15 protein-coding genes are annotated in these 17,245 nt (G+C 62.1%); 5 read left to right on the top strand and 10 right to left on the bottom strand.

Annotated features, from left to right (window positions below):
* Positions 1-66: 66 nt before the first annotated feature.
* From AC097O_RS15400 to lplT, 3 genes are read right to left on the bottom strand one after another with little or no spacing between them, the layout of a single operon-like run.
* Positions 67-555: a glutathione peroxidase gene (locus AC097O_RS15400; RefSeq protein WP_479593723.1), complete on the bottom strand. Its 489-nt coding sequence runs from the start codon at positions 553-555 to the stop codon at positions 67-69.
* A gap of 26 nt (positions 556-581) precedes the next feature.
* Entirely contained in the window at positions 582-1,454 is an 873-nt protein-coding gene (locus tag AC097O_RS15405) for a DMT family transporter (RefSeq protein ID WP_479593725.1), read from the bottom strand.
* Positions 1,455-1,458: 4 nt separating this feature from the next.
* Positions 1,459-2,739: a lysophospholipid transporter LplT gene (lplT, locus tag AC097O_RS15410; RefSeq protein ID WP_479593727.1), complete on the bottom strand. Its 1,281-nt coding sequence runs from the start codon at positions 2,737-2,739 to the stop codon at positions 1,459-1,461.
* Between the two features lie 155 nt (positions 2,740-2,894).
* On the opposite strand from lplT, the gene alr reads away from it, so the two are divergent.
* Entirely contained in the window at positions 2,895-4,016 is a 1,122-nt protein-coding gene (gene alr / locus AC097O_RS15415; RefSeq protein ID WP_479593729.1) for an alanine racemase, read from the top strand.
* 121 nt (positions 4,017-4,137) lie between these two features.
* Entirely contained in the window at positions 4,138-5,295 is a 1,158-nt protein-coding gene (locus tag AC097O_RS15420; RefSeq protein ID WP_479593730.1) for an acyltransferase family protein, read from the top strand.
* On the opposite strand, the gene AC097O_RS15425 is transcribed toward AC097O_RS15420, so the two are convergent.
* Complete coding sequence (locus AC097O_RS15425; RefSeq protein WP_479593732.1) at positions 5,292-6,251, bottom strand: glycosyltransferase family 10 domain-containing protein; 960 nt, start codon at positions 6,249-6,251, stop codon at positions 5,292-5,294. The two genes, AC097O_RS15420 and AC097O_RS15425, sit on opposite strands and share 4 nt — an antisense overlap.
* 32 nt (positions 6,252-6,283) lie before the next feature.
* Positions 6,284-7,723, bottom strand: coding sequence for a lipopolysaccharide biosynthesis protein (locus AC097O_RS15430; RefSeq protein WP_479593735.1), 1,440 nt, complete (start codon positions 7,721-7,723; stop codon positions 6,284-6,286).
* A gap of 265 nt (positions 7,724-7,988) precedes the next feature.
* Here AC097O_RS15430 and AC097O_RS15435 point away from each other — a divergent pair, with 265 nt between their 5' ends.
* Positions 7,989-8,984, top strand: a complete 996-nt coding sequence (locus AC097O_RS15435; RefSeq protein ID WP_479593737.1) for a glycosyltransferase family A protein — start codon at positions 7,989-7,991, stop codon at positions 8,982-8,984.
* A gap of 3 nt (positions 8,985-8,987) precedes the next feature.
* Here the strand turns inward: AC097O_RS15435 and AC097O_RS15440 are convergent, their stop codons facing one another.
* The 3 genes from AC097O_RS15440 to AC097O_RS15450 form a co-directional block, all read right to left on the bottom strand.
* The gene (locus AC097O_RS15440; protein ID WP_479593741.1) at positions 8,988-10,895 is read right to left on the bottom strand and encodes an alpha-amylase family glycosyl hydrolase; all 1,908 of its coding nucleotides are present in this window, start codon (positions 10,893-10,895) and stop codon (positions 8,988-8,990) included.
* A 227-nt stretch (positions 10,896-11,122) separates the two neighbouring features.
* Positions 11,123-11,797 carry an RloB family protein gene (locus AC097O_RS15445; protein WP_479593744.1) on the bottom strand — a complete coding sequence of 225 codons (675 nt, stop codon included), beginning with the start codon at positions 11,795-11,797 and terminating at the stop codon, positions 11,123-11,125.
* Positions 11,797-13,068 carry an AAA family ATPase gene (locus AC097O_RS15450; protein ID WP_479589113.1) on the bottom strand — a complete coding sequence of 424 codons (1,272 nt, stop codon included), beginning with the start codon at positions 13,066-13,068 and terminating at the stop codon, positions 11,797-11,799. Before AC097O_RS15450 ends, AC097O_RS15445 begins: the two co-directional genes overlap by 1 nt.
* A 555-nt stretch (positions 13,069-13,623) precedes the next feature.
* Between AC097O_RS15450 and AC097O_RS15455 the strand changes: the two genes are divergently transcribed.
* Positions 13,624-14,361, top strand: coding sequence for a hypothetical protein (locus tag AC097O_RS15455; protein WP_479593746.1), 738 nt, complete (start codon positions 13,624-13,626; stop codon positions 14,359-14,361).
* Positions 14,362-14,525: 164 nt separating this feature from the next.
* Here the strand turns inward: AC097O_RS15455 and AC097O_RS15460 are convergent, their stop codons facing one another.
* A complete protein-coding gene (locus AC097O_RS15460) occupies positions 14,526-15,506 on the bottom strand; it encodes a Bug family tripartite tricarboxylate transporter substrate binding protein (protein ID WP_479593748.1) in 981 nt (326 codons plus the stop codon).
* A gap of 32 nt (positions 15,507-15,538) precedes the next feature.
* Positions 15,539-16,096, bottom strand: a complete 558-nt coding sequence (uraD, locus tag AC097O_RS15465) for a 2-oxo-4-hydroxy-4-carboxy-5-ureidoimidazoline decarboxylase (protein ID WP_479593750.1) — start codon at positions 16,094-16,096, stop codon at positions 15,539-15,541.
* Positions 16,097-16,200: 104 nt separating this feature from the next.
* On the opposite strand from uraD, the gene AC097O_RS15470 reads away from it, so the two are divergent.
* Positions 16,201-17,142, top strand: a complete 942-nt coding sequence (locus AC097O_RS15470) for a LysR family transcriptional regulator (protein WP_479593753.1) — start codon at positions 16,201-16,203, stop codon at positions 17,140-17,142.
* The last annotated feature ends 103 nt before the right edge of the window (positions 17,143-17,245 follow it).

Here is a 17,245-nt window from a genome sequence, read left to right on the forward strand (position 1 = left end):
ATTCTGCTTGCTATGAAATAAGGAGCTTCTCACGCTCATGGAATAAGCGCTAGAGGCCAATTTGGCTTAAATTTCCAAAGCGGCTTCGATGTCTTTGGCCAGGCTCTTGGGTGTATCGGTGGGCGCGTAGCGCTTGCGCACCTGGCCGTCTTTGCCGACCAGGAACTTGGTGAAGTTCCACTTGATGGCCTTGGTGCCCAGCAGGCCGGGGGCTTCGGCGCACAGCCACTGGTACAGCGGGTCGGCACCGGCTCCGTTGACTTCGATCTTGGCCATCATGGGGAAGCTCACGCCGTAGTTGAGCTGGCAAAAGCTGGCGATCTCGCCGTTGCTGCCTTTGTCTTGTGCGCCAAACTGGTTGCACGGAAAGCCCAACACCACCAGCCCTTTGGTGGCGTAGCTTTTGTGCAGCTCTTCCAGCCCGGCAAACTGCGGCGTGAAGCCACAGGCGCTGGCGGTGTTGACGATCAGCAGGGCCTGGCCCTTGTACTGCGACAAGGCCACGGGCTGGCCTTGGATGTCGGTGGCGGTGAAGTCAAAAATGGAGGTGGTCATGCCTGCGATTTAAGCAGAAATGGCCTTTAGTCGCTGCGCGCCGCCAGGATGGAGGCCAGCAAGATCAAGCCCGCCCCTATCAAGGTACGCAGCGACAGCGTGGCCGCACCCAGGGCGATGGACGAGACGCTGGCAAACACCACCTCGGTCAGCATGACGATCGACGTAGTGCTGGTGGGCAGGCGCGATGCACCGTACTGCAAGCCCATGTTGCCCAGGAAAAACGCCACGCCCAGGCCCGCCACCACCAGCAGCGCGCCGCTGTGCTCCCACAGCGGGGGCAGGGCCTGCACCACGCCAAAATGCGTGCCCAGGGCGGCGGCCAGCCCGGCCACCAGCACGCCACCGGTAAACATGGCGGCCATGCGCTCGGTGCCGGGCACGGCGTGCAGGCGCTTGAGCAGCACATTGGTCAGCGCAAAGCCCAGCCCGCCCAGCACCGCCAGCAGGTCGGCCACCGACAGGGCCGAGTCCACCACGCCGCCCGCAGGCCACAGCACCACCAGCACCCCCGCCACGGCCAGCGCCAGCCGCAGCAGCGCCGCCCGGGTGGGCCGTTCGCCCAGTAGACCCCAGGCCAGCAATACCGCCCAGCCGGGCATCAGGTAGAACAGCAGTACCACCCGCACCACGTCGCCAATGGCTACGGCCCAGTTGAAACACACATTGGTCAGGCCGGTGGCGACCAGCAGCCACCACAGCCCCGGCTGGCGCAGGCCCTTCCACGCACCGGGGCGCAGGGCCAGCAGGCCCGCCAGGGCGACGGCAAACAGCAGGGAGGTGGCCCACAGCGGATGCAGCCCTACCTGCTGCAGTTGCCGAAACGGCCACCACGACACGCCCCAGATGAAGGCGTTCAGCAGCAACGCCAAAAATGGCAGCAGGGGCGAGGACCGCACGCGGCTAGTGCGTGTTGTCGGTGCGGGCCAGCATCAGCAGGTGCTCGACTTCGTCCTTGTGTTTGATGCAGTTGCTGGCGTGCCAGCGCTGGATCAGCCACATGAACCCGGCGACCACCAGGCCAAAGGCGGTGATGGCCCCAAACGACGACAGGCCCATGCCGGTGGACACGGTGTAGAAAGCGCCCAGCGCCAGGATGCAGAGCTGTTCATTGAAGTTTTGCACGGCAATCGAGCGGCCCGCGCCCATCAGGTTGTGGCCCCGGTGTTGCAGCAAGGCGTTCATCGGCACCACCATGAAGCCGCCCAACCCGCCCAGCACCACCAGGAACGGCACGGCCAGCCAGACGTTGTCGATAAAGTTCATCAGCACCACCAGCAGGCCCATGGCCAGGCCCAGGGGGATCACCTTGGTGGCCGTATCCAGCCGCATGCGCAGCGAGGCCACTACTGCGCCCACGGCGGTGCCAATGGCCACCACACCCAGCAGGCTGGTGGACTGTGTGATGTTGTAGCCCAGGGCGGCGGCGCTCCAGGCCAGCACGATGTATTTCAGGTTGCCGCTGACACCCCAGAACAGGGTGGTGGTGGCCAGGGTGATCTGGCCCAGCTTGTCGTTCCACAGCCGGGAGTTGCAGCGCCAGAAGTCGGGCAGCAGGGCCAGGAAGTTGTGCGGCATGGGGCGCATCTCAACGCCGGTGTCGGGAATGCGGGTGTTGAACCAGGCGGCCAGGGCGTACACCGCAATCAGCACGGTGATGGCCGCCTGGGGCGGGGTGTCCACGCCGGTGTTGATGAGCGGAAAGTCTAGCGCCAGCAGCTTGGCCGACACCATGGGCCCCACCAGTTGCCCGCCAAACAGCACGCCCAGGATGATGGAGGCAATCGTCAGCCCCTCGATCCAGCCATTGGCCTTGACCAACTGCGAGGCCGGCAGCATCTCGGTAAGGATGCCGTACTTGGCGGGGGAGTAGGCCGCGGCACCCAGGCCGACGATGGCCGTGGCCACCAGCGGGTGCGCGCCGAATAGCATCATGGCGCAGCCCACCATCTTGATGGCGTTGCTCACCAGCATCACCCGGCCCTTGGGGTAGGCATCGGCCAGGGCCCCCAGCCAGGGCGCCAGAATCACGTAGAACAACGCAAACATCGGCACCAGTGCCGCCTGTTGCCATTGCGCACCGCCGCTGCCCCGGATCATGGCCACCGACGCGACAAAAAGCGCTTGGTCGGCCAGTGACGAGAAGAACTGGGCCGACATGAGGGTAAAGAAACCGCGCTTCATTAAATAGGGGTAACGGCATCAGTGGGGCTGATGCGGGTTGATTTAAGCCATGTCTCAAGAAGTGCGGGTTATATCACGTGGCGGAATGCCAAAATCCCCAATACCCCCGGATTCCTTCCGCCAGCCTGCACCTCCGACCTGAATGGACCCCACCCATGCCCCGTCCCATCCAAGCCACCATCCATACCGATGCCCTGCGCCACAACCTGGCCCGTGCCCGCGCCGCCGCAGGCGATGCGCGGGTCTGGGCGGTGGTCAAGGCCAATGCCTACGGCCATGGCATCGAGCGGGCGTTTGAGGGCCTGCGCGGGGCCGATGGCTTTGCCCTGCTGGACCTGAACGAGGCCGAGCGCGTGCGTGCCCTGGGCTGGCGCGGCCCGGTGCTGCTGTTGGAAGGCGTGTTCGAGCAGCGCGACCTGGAGCTGTGCTCGCGCCTGGACCTGTGGCACACGGTGCACTGCGACGCGCAGATCGACATGCTGGCCATCCACAAGACCAATGTGCCGCACCGCATCTTCCTGAAGATGAACACCGGCATGAACCGCCTGGGCTTTGCGCCCGAGCGCTACCGCTCCGCCTGGACCCGGCTGAACCTGCTGCCCCAGGTGGACGAAATCTCGCTGATCACCCATTTCAGCGATGCCGACGGCCCGCGCGGCATCGCCGAGGCTATGGCGGTGTTCAACGCGGTGACGGCCGACCTGCCCGGCGAGCGCAGCGTAGCCAACAGCGCCGCCACCCTGCGCCACACCCCTGGTGGCCCGCTGCAGCAGCCCGCGCTGGCCGCCCAGGTGGCGGGCGACTGGGTGCGCCCCGGCATCGCCATCTACGGCAGCGCGCCCGACTTCCCGGCCCACAGCGCCGCCGACTGGGGTTTGCAACCGGCCATGACGCTTGCTGCGAAAATAATAGCTACCCAAGACCTGCAGACGGGCGCAAGCGTAGGTTATGGCTCCAGCTTTGTGGCCGACCAGCCGATGCGCATCGGCGTAGTGGCCTGTGGTTATGCCGACGGCTACCCGCGCATCTGCCCCACCGGCACCCCGGTGCTGGTCGACGGCGTGCGCACCCGTACCCTGGGCCGCGTCAGCATGGACATGCTGGCCGTCGACCTGACCCCCGTGCCCCAGGCGCACACCGGCAGCGTCGCCACCCTGTGGGGCCGGGCTGCGAATGGGGTGGTGCTGCCCATCGACGAAGTGGCGCAGATGGCGGGTACGGTGGGCTATGAGTTGATGTGCGCGCTGGCGCAGCGGGTGCCGGTGCTGGTGGACTGAACACCTCGAACTTCCGGGCGAAAATTAGACTGCTTAAAATGTAACCAACTGTCTTGGGCGTCGCGCACTCGCCCTGTAATCTGGGCTTTGCTGTTCGTTCAATCCAAAATTCAAAATCCATATGGGAATCTTGCGGCTGTATCTGGCACTGTGCGTGGTGGGCGTGCACAGCGGCCCCATATTCCCTTGGTCGGTGCACGATGGGCACCAGGCGGTACAGATTTTTTATCTGATATCGGGCTTTTATATGCAGATGGTGTACGGCGCCAACTATGCGACACCTGCTGAGTTCTATGCCAGCCGCTTTATCCGCATCTTCATCCCCTACTGGATTATTCTGGCGCTGACCCTGGTGCTCAGTCTGGTCTCGGTGGTGTTCCACTGGCAATGGATCTGGACTTCGGTGCACCCGTATTTCGATGCTCCCTTTGAGCGCAATGGCGTTCTGGGGGTGGTTTTGGCCGGGTTGGCCAATATCACGCTGTTTTTTCAGGATTGGGTGATGTTCCTGTCCGACGATGTCGGCCGTGGGCTGGCATGGACCGGCGACTTTCGCACCAGCGGCTACCCGCTGTACCACTATTTGCTGATTCCCCAGGCCTGGACGGTCAGCGTCGAGCTCACGTTCTATCTGTTGGTGCCCTTGCTCAGCGGCTTGCGCAGCCGCACCCTGGTGGCCATCGCCATAGCCGCTTTGCTGGCGCGGGTGTATGCGTACGAAATGCTGGGCTGGAAGCACGACCCCTGGGAGTACCGGTTCTTCCCCTTTGAACTGGCCTTGTTTGTGCTGGGCATGCTGAGCCAGCGCCTGTACCAGCGGTTGCCACCGCAAGCCCGGGCCTTCCGGCTGCAAGGCGTGGGGTCGTACCTGCTGGTCGGCGTTGTGCTGGTGGGCGGTTTGGTAGCGTCCAGCAAAGGCGTGGAGTGGCTGGGTGCGTCGATCGGCTACCACTATGCCGTGCTGGTGTCTTACGGCTTTTGGGCGCTGGCCATTCCGGCCTTGTTCTGTATTTTTGGCCACTACAAGCATGACCGGTTTATCGGCGAGCTGTCGTACCCGGTCTATCTCAGCCACCTGGTCGTGGTGTCGGTGGCCGTGGCGCTGCAGTCCAAGCTGGCCTGGCCCCCGGCCGCGGTCGGGCCGGTGGCGGGCGTGTTGTCGGTGCTGTTGGCCCTGGTGCTGTACATCTATGTTTTCCAGCCACTGGATGCCCGCAGGTACAGCCTGGCCAAGAAGTTCTCGGCCAACCGCACCCACCCCCAACTTGAAACGCCTTAGAAGATTCTTTTCAAGATCTTACTGACCAATGCAGCGGGCCCGGTAGGGCCGCCATGCACCTTGTTCTTGGGAATGTAAAAAGACTTGCGGGCGGCCCCTTCCTGGACCCCGTGCTTTTGAATGAGGTCTGCCACATGGGGAAAGAGCTGGTATTTGTTAAGTACCAGGTTCCGGGCCTCGGCCAGCGCGTCCAGATTTCGGTGGAAATAGTCGTTGTCGATGGCCTCCCGGATGGTTTTCAAGGCCTGCGCAGGATTGGTCGGGTCGATCAGGAGGATGGACTTTTCTGGAAAGTACGAGAGTATGTTTTTGGCACCCCAGTAAATGGGGATGGTCCACGACAAAAAGCAATCGGCGATTTTCTCGGTCCAATAGTCGTCACACGAAAAGTTCTCGATGGCGATGCTGTATTTGTAGGGCTGTATGCCGTCAAATTTATCGTCGATCGGCGTGAATCCTCTGCCGAAAAGATCGAAGCTGAAATTTTGCTCCACCAAATAGTCTTTGAACCCCATCCGCAGCTTGTGGCCTTCCTTGTGGCTGGCATTGCTGGTGATCCAGGAAACCCCGTCCTTTTTGGCCAGCAGGCTTTGCGCGCAGGTCAGTGCGGTCAATTGGTCGTAGCTTTTGCCAACGTGCCAGGGCAACGAGGTTTGGTCATGCAAGATATTGCGGGCAACCGAGTCGTCCCAAAATGTAAAAACCTTGTCGAAGTACTCAAATGAATCGATATGCCACTGGTACTGCGCGATGGGGGATTCGAGCGTAAACAGCCATTTATTCCCCGGTGGGCATTGGACTTTGATGTCTTTGTTGGGTGGATTCAAGGCAATGAAGAGGTCGCACTGCTTGACCGGTTCAAACGTGAAATCATGCCCGCCCCACCGGCCACTGGAGCCGGGGCTTTGTTGCTTCACATCGGGAAATTCCCAGTCTTTGTCAATTCGGATGAGCATGTGTGCTTTCAACTAAGGGATGGGGTACGGCACTACTGTCGGGTGCGCAGCTTGGCCCACAATGGCTTGATCTCGTCCAGCAAGGGGTGCTTGAGTCCAATCACCGCCACCAGAAACCCGGCCATGGCGGTGGGTACGCCCATCGCCAGAGGTTGCCATATTTCTGTGGGATAGGGGCCGTACACCACAAACGCACAGAACGGCCCGATGGCCGAAGCCCCGGCCACTGCGGCGCTGCCCAGCGACAAGGACAGCAAGGCCGACCAGCTGAAGTCCACCTCCTTGCGGGCGGCCACCAGCCAGATCCAGCTGCGCAAGGCTGCCGCCAGCACCACACACCAGCCCATCACCATCAGCCCGAAGTAGGAGCCAATGGCGACCAACGCCACGGTGAGCAAAGTGGTGTACGTAGTGATGCGCAGCATGCGGTCTACCGAGCCCAGCGCCATCAGAGCGGGATGGCACAGCGCCGCCGGCAGGCTAACCGCCAGTGACACCGCAATCACGCGGGTCAGGTCCACCGCACCCCCCCACTGGTCACCGTACATCATGTGGATGGTGGGGTGGGCCAGGAACACCAGGCCCAGGCAAAAGGCCCAACCCAGCGCCATGGCGTAAGAGCTTGCGGTGAGGAAGGCGGGCGTGATGCTTTCGTTTTGCCGGGTCTGCTTGGCAAACCAGGAAATCGCCACCACGTTCATGCCTTCGAGCACGATGCGGTTGAACATCGACACCAGCCCGGTGGCGCGCGAAAACAGGCCCACCGCTGTCATGCTTTGCAGCTTGCCCAGCAGCAGTTCGGGGGCGCTACCGGCCACCGTCTGCAAGATGCTGGATCCTGTGAGGCGCGAACCAAACGCCAGTACGCGGCGGATTTCCTTGGTACCTGGCAGCCACGGAAAATCTTTGGGCCGGAAGAAAATCGCCATGCCCGCGTTGACCACCGTGGAGCCCAGCGCACCATAGGCCAGGCTGATCGGGCCGTGGCCCCACCAGGCCATGGCCACCCCCACCACGGCGCCTACCAGCGTGGCGGTAAAGCGCACGATGGCCAGGGTGTCAAAGCGCATTTCGCGCATTTGCCAGGCGTAGGTGAGCGAGCCAAAAGGGTTGATCACGTAGTTGGCCGCCACCACCAGCATGATGTGCAGCATGCGGGGCTCCTGGTAGAAGCGGGCGACCGGCACGCTGGCGGCCAGCACCACCAAGGCCAAAATCACCCCCAGCCCCAGTTGCACGGCCCACACGGCACGGATGCGGTCGGTAGTGAGCTCTTTTTCCTGGATCAGGTACTGCCCTGCGCCCAGGTCGCGCACCGTGGCCACGAAGGAAATCAGCACCATGGTGACGGAGAACACGCCAATGTCCTCTGGCGTCAGCACGCGGGCAATCACCATGGAGGACACAATGCTGACCACCAGGCTGGCATAGCGGTCCAAATATGAATAAATAAGTGATTTGCGAATGGACAAGGCGGCTACCGGAAAAGGAGACAGCCGACGAGTTTAGGGTATCGCGCCGCCGCTGCCGAGTTGGATTGCATACCGACCGGGAATACGGCGGGATTACGGTAAAAATGGGCATCTGGGCCGTATGCCGGGCCCAAAATGTGTCTGCCAACCACCGTAGCTCCTGGTGCGCGCACATGGCTATCATGCGCGAAATGGTTTGTTATGGCTCCGTTACAGGGCCTGGTTACAGTTACAGATGGTCACCCATTCTTTGAACAATAGAGATATGTCTGAAAATTCGTTGCCCGTTCAATTGGCGGATGTTTCTGTCGTGATACCCGCATACAACGCTGCCGGTTTCATCATCGATGCTTTGCAAAGTATTGCCCGGCAAACGCTGTTTCCCCAGGAAGTGATCGTGATCGACGATGGCTCGTCGGATGCCACCTACCAGGTGGTGCAGGACTGGACGCACAAGGAAGATTTGCCATTCACTGTGCTTTTGCAAAAGCAGGCCAACAAAGGGCTTCCTGCCACCCGCAATGTCGGTATTTTGCAGGCCACGGGCCAATGGATTGCCTTGCTGGATGCCGACGACATCTGGGAGCCCGTGCATTTGCAGCAGTTGCTGGCCGCCGTGGCGCTGCGCCCTTCGGCGGTGGCGGCCTACGGTGCCGGTCGCCTGCTGGTGGGCGACTCCATTAATCCGCAGGCCTACGATGATTTCTGGGACAACCCCTCGAAAAAATACGGCCAAAAAATCGATGGGTCTTCTTGTTTGCTGATCAATTCAGATATTTTCCCCCGTCTGATCAAAGGCAATTTCATCAAACCGTCCAGCCTGATGTTTGCGAAAAAGGTATCCGGCAAGACCATGCTGTTTGACGAAAACCTGCGCACCGCCGAAGACCGCGAGTTTTTGGTGCGCATGGTATTTTTGGGCGAGTTTGTCTACGACCCGACCCCGATCACCCAATACCGTTGGCACGACGACAACATCTCGCAAGGCAAAAACTCCAAGCGCAACATGGAGAACGGGATGCGGGCCTTGAAGGTGATCTTCAATAACCCCACCCTGGGCCTGGGTGGCCGCGACAGGGCCGCCTGCCACGCCCAGGTGCGCGCTTCCGCCAAAGAGTATTTGTATATTTGCTGCCAGCGGGGCTGGTCGGAATACCGGTCGGGCCTGGCCTTCATCTATACCCAGTTTGGGCTAGCCAAGGTGCTGGGGGCGCTCAACCCCAAGCACATCGCCCGCAGCCTGGTATCGCGCGGACCCTGATCGTCAGGCCCGGCAGTCCAGCCACAGCACCTCATACGGTGCCAGCGTCAGCCCCGCGCGCAACTCGCGCGTCTCGCCGGTCAGCAGGTCCACCGCGCTCTCGGGCTGGGCGCTGAACACAATCGCCGGGCAGGTTTGCGGCTGCTCGCTGAAGTTGGCCAGCGCCAGCACATGTGTGCCCGGCGTGCCGCGCAGATAGCCCAGCACACTGGCCGACCCGGCGCGGAAACCGGTGAGCTGGCCCCCGGCAAACTCTTCCAGCGACGCACGCACCTCCACCATGCGGCGCAGGCCCTGGTAGATCTGGCCGGGCACGCTGTTCTTTTTGTTCCGCTGGCTGTACAGGGCGGGCACGCGGGCCGGGCGGTGCACCCAGCGGCTGTCTCCGGCCTTGGCGGGGTCGTTCAGGTAGCTGGCATCGTTGGGTGTGCCCACCTCGTCACCCAGGTAGATCAGCGGCATGCCGCCGGTGCTCAGGGCCACGCTGTGCAGCAGCAAGATGCGGGCGGGGGCCAGCGGGTCGCCTTGCTCGATGCCCGTCAGCGACGCGCAGGTGCCGCTGATGCGGCAGTCGCCGGTGGCGGGGTTGTCCTGGAACGGCACGCCGCGCGCAAAGCTGCCCTCGAAACGGTTCACGTAAAAGCGGTTCAAAAACTGCCGGTGCGGAAAGCCGTGGATGCCCAGCTGGATGGCATCTTCGTCGGCAAAGGTCCAGCCAATGTCGTCGTGGCTGCGCACGTAGTTCACCCAGCTGGTGTCGGGGTCGAGGTTGTGGCGCTGCTCCAGGGCCTGCTGCAACAGGTTCACCTCGCGCGTGGCCAGGCTGTTCCACAGTAGAGCCATCTGCAGCGGGTTGTACGAGAGCTGGCACTCCTCGGGCGAGATGTACTTGACCACATCGTCCGGGTGCACGATGGCCTCGCTCTTGAACAGCATGCTGGGCGCGGCAATGCGCACCAGCGCGCTGAAGGCGCGGATCACCGTGTGCGCCTCGGGCAGGTTCTCGCACACCGTACCCATGCGCTTCCACACAAAAGCCACCGCGTCCATGCGCAAGATCTCGGTGCCCAGGTTGGCAATCGCCAGCATCTCGCCCGCCATGGCGGTAAACACGGCGGGGTTGCTGTAGTTCAGGTCCCACTGGAAGCTGTTGAAGGTGGTCCAGACCCAGCGGCCATCGGGCAGCTGCGAGAACGCGCCGGGGTGCTGGTCGGGGAAGATTTCGCGCACGGTTTTGTCGTACGCGTCGGGCAGCGTGCGGTCGGGGAACAGGTAGTAGAAGTCGGCGTACTGCGGGTCGCCCGCCACTGCACCCGTGGCCCAGGCGTGCTCGTCCGAGGTGTGGTTGAAGATGAAGTCCAGCACCAGGCTGATGCCCTCGGCGCGCAGCGCGGCGGCCAGGTTTTGCAGGTCTTCCATCTTGCCCAGGGCTGGGTTTACCTCGCGGTAGCTGCTGACCGCGTAGCCGCCGTCGCTGTTGCCGTCGGGGCACTTGAACAGCGGCATCAGGTGCAGATAGGTCAGCCCCAGCTCCTTGAAGTAGGGAATCTGCTTTTGCAAGCCCTTGAGGTTGCCCGCGTACAGGTCCACGTAGCACACGCCGCCCAGCATTTTTTGCGACTGGAACCAGCGCGGATTCTTCTCGCGCTGCACGTCCAGCGCCTGCAAATCCGCCGGGCGGGCGTTCCAGGCATCAAAGGCCTTGGACAGCAGGTCCACCAAAAAGTCCAGAAAATCGGGCCGCGCGCCGTACAGCGGGGCCAGCTCTTTCACCAACTGTGGGAAGTGCGTGTCCAGCCTGGCTGCAAATGCGTTCCACGCCTTGCGCGCCGCCTTGGCCTCGGGGCGGGCTTTGAGGGCGACGACGACGTGCTGGTGGGCGAGTTGGGTTTGGTGTGCGACGGAAAGCATGGTGCGGCCAGTGGGTGGGTAAATGGGCAGCGGCGAGTGTACGGGAACCCGCCGTTCAAAGCGCTTTGAAGCAGAGGGATTTGAAGCTGGAATGGCCTGCCTGCGGCACAGGGAAAACACCAGTGCCATGGCCTAAATTACAAGTCAAATCGGCCTCTGGCGCTTATTGCATAAGCGTGGAAAGCTACTGTAAATATAGCAATTCTGTGTCTGCTGCCACCTACCGTTCAGGCGCGTAGCGTGGTCAGCAGCGTGACGAGTTCGTGCAGGGCGGTGAAGGGTTCGGGATCGGTGTAAGGGCTGAACTTCGCTGCCAGTGCCTGCGCCCGCTGCGTCGCCATATCCAGCCGGTTGCGGGTGGTAGCAAACGCACCGCCTGTACCTTTGTCGTAGCCGGGGATGTGCTGCTTCAATCGGTCCATTACCGCATGGCGGTGCATCGGCGCTTGAATATCCTCGTAGTGCAACAACAGCCACAGCTCGAAACAGGGAATCGAGGCGATGGCTTTGAAGCCAACGGGCTGCCTCTCGTCATTGCGCAGCTTGCCATCCAGCGACTTGGCCACATCCAGGGCGTTGAAATAGCTATCGTGGTCGTCGCGGTCAAACACGGCATAGACCTGGTCGAAGCTCTTGGCGCGAATGCCTTTGCGTAGATCACCTTCTTCAAACAGTTGCTGGGCGTAGCGCACCACCTGGATGGGCGCGGTGCCCAGTTGACCCGGCTGTACTTCCACATTGGCGGAATGCAGATGGTGCGCAGCGCGGATCTCTTCCAGATACAGCGGCTCGGTTTTGCTGCCCTCGGTCACGACCAGGATGCGGGCGTAACTGGCACGTTGCGCCTCCTTGCCCGTCTTGCGACGCAACTGCCGGTCTTTGGCCTGGTTGGCGCGCCCCATCAGAGCGTCACCCCCAAAGCCTGGTTGCGCAGGAGCGGCAGCGCGCCGTAGCGCCCTTGCAGATAGCCGCGCTCCAGCGCTTCATTCTTGCGCGGGCTGAAGTCCAGCAGCGGGTACAGCGACGAGCTTTGGTCCGGGCGCTTTTCCACAAACCAGACCTGGTCGCGCCGGAACAGGCCGTAGGCATCGAGCAGCGAGGTGTCGTGCGTAGTAAAGACGAGCTGTGCGCCGCCGGTATTGGCTTCAGGCCGGTGAAACAAGCGCACCAAAGCCTGCACCAGCAGCGTGTGCAGGCTGGTGTCGAGCTCGTCCACCGCCAGCGTCAGCCCCTTGTTCAGGATGTCCAGGATCGGCCCGGTGAGGAACAACAGGTTGCGGGTGCCACTGGATTCGTCTGCCAGGTCAAAGACCGCCTTGCCCTGCTCGGTGGCGTGGTGAAACTTCACTTCCTCCACCGCCTGCTCACCGGCTGTCTCCTCGCGTTTGCCGGTAGCCAGATCGAAATTGATGGTGTGCACCATGGCCTGCTGGGTGGCCACTTCAATGTCGGCAATGCTGGTGTCCGCCGCCTGCAGAAACGCGCAAATCGCTTTGCGCTGTGCCTCGTGCTTGAGCATTTGCACTGAAAACTGCGGCGACAAAGGCGTTTGCTCGTTGAAGATCACAAGCCGGTTGGCGAACCAGTCAAACACCGGGCGCATCGCCTCGCTGTTGAGCTGCACGGCCACCGACAGGAACAAGGCATTCGGCCGGGTTGCACCCTCCCACAGGTTCTTGGCGCCCTTCAGGCCCGAGCCAAACTCGTACACATCCTTGCCGCTCTCGGCATCGAAGTGGCGCTCAAACCAGCGTTGCGGCTTGAACGCCTTGTAGACCAAAAGTTGCTCACTCACGATGCGTTGCGTATCCATGGCAAACCCGTACTGGTAGCGCACACTGCCCAGGACAAAGGTGACTTCGAACGCGGTGGGCTGGCTGCCCGATGTGGCATCCAGCTTGAAGGGCTGGAGCCGGTCAAAAGCCTGCCCCGGCTGCAGCGCCGCCGACTGCAGCACCACACCACGCATGAATTGCAGCGCCTTGACGAGGTTGGACTTGCCACTGGCGTTGGCACCGTACACCACCGCGCTCTTGAGTACATGCGGCGCCGCCTTCAGCCCGGTAGCCAAGGCATGGGTGTCCAGCAAGGTCTTGTCCGTGGACGCCACCAGACTAAGCACCTGCTCGTCGCGCAGGCTGCGGAAGTTCTTGGTGCGGAACTCGACTAGCATTGTGTTTATCCAGGTGGGAGTAAAAATATTCTGAAATTATGATCCATTGAAGCAAATAGTTAATTTATTTCTACTTACTTGGGGTTTTTGATGGGGAAAAGGAGATGGGGGCAGCAGACGAAGAGGCCTTGGGGCATGAGAGGAGTCGAATCCTGGGCTTGGATAAGAAATTAGCCTCCATTGCTTATTCCATCGGCGTGACAAGCTACTTTAAATATAGCAACTGGTTGCGCCCGCTTTGATGGGAGTTGGCCTTACGCGTCGCTTGCTAGAGCTTGTGTTTTGTGCTTCACAGTGCAACATGACTCCCTGCGCCTAGTTGCGGTGTACGACTACGCTTAGGCAGGTAGAGCTGAATGTCGGCCCCGCATTAGATTTTTCTGGATGCCTAAGTGAACGTAAGCTTCGCCGCGAGAGCGGAGATCGGCGGCACCCCGGCCAACGTTCGAAGGAAAGCCGAGAGCGAACACGAACGAGGTTTAGCGAGCTTTGCTTGCCTGCGCAGTCGCTTCAGAACTGCACAGTACGATTGTATTTATGACGCACACAATCACCATGGCCTTCCTCCTGCAAGCTGCGAAGCTGCTGACCACGAACGCAGACGAAGGCGGCGGCGGTCTCTCGGGTGGCCAAGCTGTTGAGCTAACGGTCGCGTATGCGTACGACTTTGGCGTGAATGTGCCGTACGCGCGCTACCCTAACGACGCACCGAACAAACGTACCATGCTGTTGGACAACCTTGCCCGGTTTGAGCCAAAGCAGCAATACCAGATCGTCCGTGAACTCTGCGACCGCGTAGACCCGCTGGGAGAGCGGCCAGACATCGTAAAGCTGAAAACGAAGCTTTTCGTCGAGTTCGCCGAGTGCGCCGACCAAGACCAGTTGACGGACATGCACCGTACCCTCTTGGTCGAGACGCGGCACTGGCTTTCCGACTACCCGGAATCGCAGAAGCTGTTTGTCGAGGCTCTGCTAAAGCACGATAACGGTATCTTTCGGCGCAATACGCTTGACGATCTGCGGCTCGCGCTGGAAAAGCTTCTGCACGGCATCTTCGGTAACGGCAGATCGCTGGAGAACCAGATTCAAGCCGTCGGCACATTCGTCAGCGACCGCGGCGGATCGAAGGAGCTGGCGAACATGTTCCAGAAATTGGTCGAGTATTTCTCGAAGTACCAGAACACCTTCATAAAGCACGACGATGCCGTGATCGTCGCTGAGGTCGAGTTCGTGTTTGAGCTAACGTCATCGTTCATGAAGCATTTCATTCGACTGTCCAAGCCTGCCGCCTAATGATCTTCAGCAAGATTGAACTTGGGCAGTTAGAAATTGCAATGGGTTCCCGGCATCGGACATGTTGCAGGAACGCAGTCTCGGTGTCGGCCACGCCGCGGTCCGTCGCTGGGCGATGGATCTCTGGCCGTTGCTGGCCGCCGCATTACGGCGGCGCAAGCTCTTTATTGCGGCACCAGCCCCGAAGCCTTCACCAGCTCAGCATGCAGCGCGATCTCTTGTGCGATGGTTTGCTGGAATTGCTCGGGGGTGGTGGGGGCCTGGTCCATGCCGATTTCGTAGAGTTGTTTCTTCACGTCCTCGCTCTGCAGGATGGCGTGCACCTGGCGGTTCAGTTGGTCTACCAGGGGGCGCGGCGTGCCCGCGGGAGCCAGCAGGCCGATCCAGGTCTGCATGACCATGTTCGGGATGCCTGCTTCGCGCATCGTGGGCACGTCGGCGATCAGTGCCGAGCGCTTGTCGCTCATCAGTGCCAGCGCGGTCAGCTTGCCGGTCTTGAGGTAGGGCAGGGCCTCGGGCAGGGGCGCGAACAGCAGATCTACGTTGCCGCCCAGCAGGTCGGTAATGGCCAGCGCGCCGCCCTTGTAGGGGATATGGGTCATGCGCACTTGCGCCCGGGTCTCGAACATCAGGGCGGCCAGGTGTTGGGGGCTGCCGTCGCCTGAGCTGGCGTAGTTCAGGCCACCGGGCTTGGCTTTGGCGGCGGCCAGAAGCGCGCTGGCGCTGGCGAACTTCTGCTTGTCCTTGACCACCAGCACCATGGACTGGTTGGCCAGCTTGGTGATGGGAGCGAAGTCTGCCTGCGGGTCGTACGGCAGCTCTTTGAAGATGCTTTTGTTGGTGGTCAGGAACGAGGCGGGGGAGGCCATCAAGGTGTAGCCGTCCGGCGCGGACTTGGCTACCACCGGCAGGCCGATGCGGCCAGAGGCTCCGGCCCGGTTGTCCACCACGAAGGGCTGGCCGGTGGCGGCGGCCAGCTTCTGGCCGATCAGGCGCGCGATGATGTCCACGCCGCCGCCCGCGGGCAGTGCCACCAGCAGTTTCACCGGGTGGTCGGGGTAGCTGCCCTGGGCGCTGGCGGGCAGGGCGGCGGCCAGCAGGCCCAGCGCGCACGCCAGGAGGGAAATGTTGCGACGAGTGGTCATGGATAACTCCGGTGGGTAGATTAAGAAAGATGTCAAGAAGGAATGGATTCGCCGTGGCGGGCCGCATGCGCAACATCAGGCACCAGTCGCTCCAGTCGCAGGCGGGTGATGGCGGCGATTTCGCCGAGCGTGGTGGCCAGCTCGGTGCTGCGGTCCTGCTTCAGGCGCTGCTCAAAAGCCTGCAAGGCCGACTCCCGCGTGTGGCGGCGGATGCACAGGATGAACGGGAAACCGAAGCGCGCCCGGTAGGCCTGGTTGAGGTCGCTCCAGCGCTCTGCCTCGGCGGCATCCAGCCGTGCCAGCGAAAGCGTGCCCTGCTCGGCAATCGACGCATCGGTCATGGTGCCCCGGCGGGCATCGTCACCGGCCAGCTCCGGGTGTCCGGCATAGAAGGCGACGCGTGCGGGCTCGTCCAGCGCGGCCACCACCGCCACCATCGCGGTGTGCAAGGCATCAACCGTCGCAAAAGGGCGCTGGCCCACCACGCCGCGTGCCACCCAGGGCGCGTGCTCCCAGATGTCGGCCAGGGCGGCGCAAAAGGCCTCGGGTGCGCAGGTATTGAGGTGTTGCAGGGTGAATGGTGTTGTCATGGAGCGGATGTTAGGGATGCAAATCATTGCCGTCCATCACCGTTTTTGCAACGCTGCATACGCAAAATCAGTACACTCTGCCCACACTTCCTTCCTTTCCCGCCATGCGCCATTCGCTCGTTCCCGCCGGACTGCGCTACGCCGACCAGGTTGCGCGCTCGGGCTCCATCCAGAAGGCCGCGCGCGAGCTGCACGTGGCGGCTTCGGCCATCAACCGGCAGATCCTGCACCTGGAGGAGGAACTCGGCGTGCCCTTGTTCGAGCGGCTGCCGCGCGGCATGCTGTTAACGGCCTCGGGCGATGCACTCATCACGCTGGCGCGCCACTGGCTGCAGGACGAACGCGGGGTGGTTGCCGAGATCCGGCGCCTGCAGGGCGTGCACCAGGGCCATGTGTCGCTGGTGGCCATGGACAGCCATGCCACCAGCGTCATGCCCGCCCTGGTGCGGGAGGTGGGTGCGCAGCATCCGCTGGTCAGCCTGTCCATCGCGCTGGCCACCCCCGACGATGCCGAGGCCGCCCTGCTGACCGGCCAGGCCGACCTGGCCGCCATCTTCAACCTGAAACCGCGCCGGGAGCTGCTGGTGCTGTGGAAGAGCGCGCTGCCGCTGGGCTGCGTGGTGGCACCGGGCCACCCGCTGGCGCAGCGCGAGACGGTGAGTTTCCAGGAGGCCATGGCCCACCCGGTGGCGCTGCAGAGCAAGGCGCTGACGATCCGGCGTTATCTGGAGGCGCAGTACCACTGGCTGTTCAAGGAACCGCGCCGCTACACCGAGAGCAACTCGCTACAACTGGTCAAGCAGCTTGCGCTGGGCGGCAACCATGTGGTGTTCACGTCCGAGCTGGACGTGGCGGCGGAGCTGGCCACCGGAACGCTGGTCTTCATCCCCATCCGCGACCGGGGGGCTGAACCCCAGGAGATCAGCGTGGCCGTGGATGCCACCAAGCCGCCCGGCCCCATCGTGAAGCTGGTGTCCGAGCGGCTCATTGCCGCGATACAGGACTGCCTGGCTGCGGCACGGGGGCAAGCCGCTCCAAAAGATTAGATCGAAAAAGGCTGCTTGCGCTTATTCCATCAGCACAAGAAGCTCCTTTTACGATAGCGCATATGCAGGATTGCCCAAGCGTGCGCGCCGGAGTATCGTTGCA

This window comes from Rhodoferax sp. LS1P39, from assembly GCF_056521425.1.

Bases quoted from the DNA above. Each gene is read 5' to 3' on its own strand.
- AC097O_RS15400 (WP_479593723.1), bottom strand. From the start codon at position 555: ATGACCACCTCCATTTTTGACTTCACCGCCACCGACATCCAAGGCCAG.
- lplT (WP_479593727.1), bottom strand. From the start codon at position 2,739: ATGAAGCGCGGTTTCTTTACCCTCATGTCGGCCCAGTTCTTCTCGTCA.
- alr (WP_479593729.1), top strand. From the start codon at position 2,895: ATGCCCCGTCCCATCCAAGCCACCATCCATACCGATGCCCTGCGCCAC.
- AC097O_RS15420 (WP_479593730.1), top strand. From the start codon at position 4,138: ATGGGAATCTTGCGGCTGTATCTGGCACTGTGCGTGGTGGGCGTGCAC.
- AC097O_RS15425 (WP_479593732.1), bottom strand. From the start codon at position 6,251: ATGCTCATCCGAATTGACAAAGACTGGGAATTTCCCGATGTGAAGCAA.
- AC097O_RS15435 (WP_479593737.1), top strand. From the start codon at position 7,989: ATGTCTGAAAATTCGTTGCCCGTTCAATTGGCGGATGTTTCTGTCGTG.
- AC097O_RS15440 (WP_479593741.1), bottom strand. From the start codon at position 10,895: ATGCTTTCCGTCGCACACCAAACCCAACTCGCCCACCAGCACGTCGTC.
- AC097O_RS15445 (WP_479593744.1), bottom strand. From the start codon at position 11,797: ATGGGGCGCGCCAACCAGGCCAAAGACCGGCAGTTGCGTCGCAAGACG.
- AC097O_RS15450 (WP_479589113.1), bottom strand. From the start codon at position 13,068: ATGCTAGTCGAGTTCCGCACCAAGAACTTCCGCAGCCTGCGCGACGAG.
- AC097O_RS15455 (WP_479593746.1), top strand. From the start codon at position 13,624: ATGGCCTTCCTCCTGCAAGCTGCGAAGCTGCTGACCACGAACGCAGAC.
- AC097O_RS15460 (WP_479593748.1), bottom strand. From the start codon at position 15,506: ATGACCACTCGTCGCAACATTTCCCTCCTGGCGTGCGCGCTGGGCCTG.
- uraD (WP_479593750.1), bottom strand. From the start codon at position 16,096: ATGACAACACCATTCACCCTGCAACACCTCAATACCTGCGCACCCGAG.
- AC097O_RS15470 (WP_479593753.1), top strand. From the start codon at position 16,201: ATGCGCCATTCGCTCGTTCCCGCCGGACTGCGCTACGCCGACCAGGTT.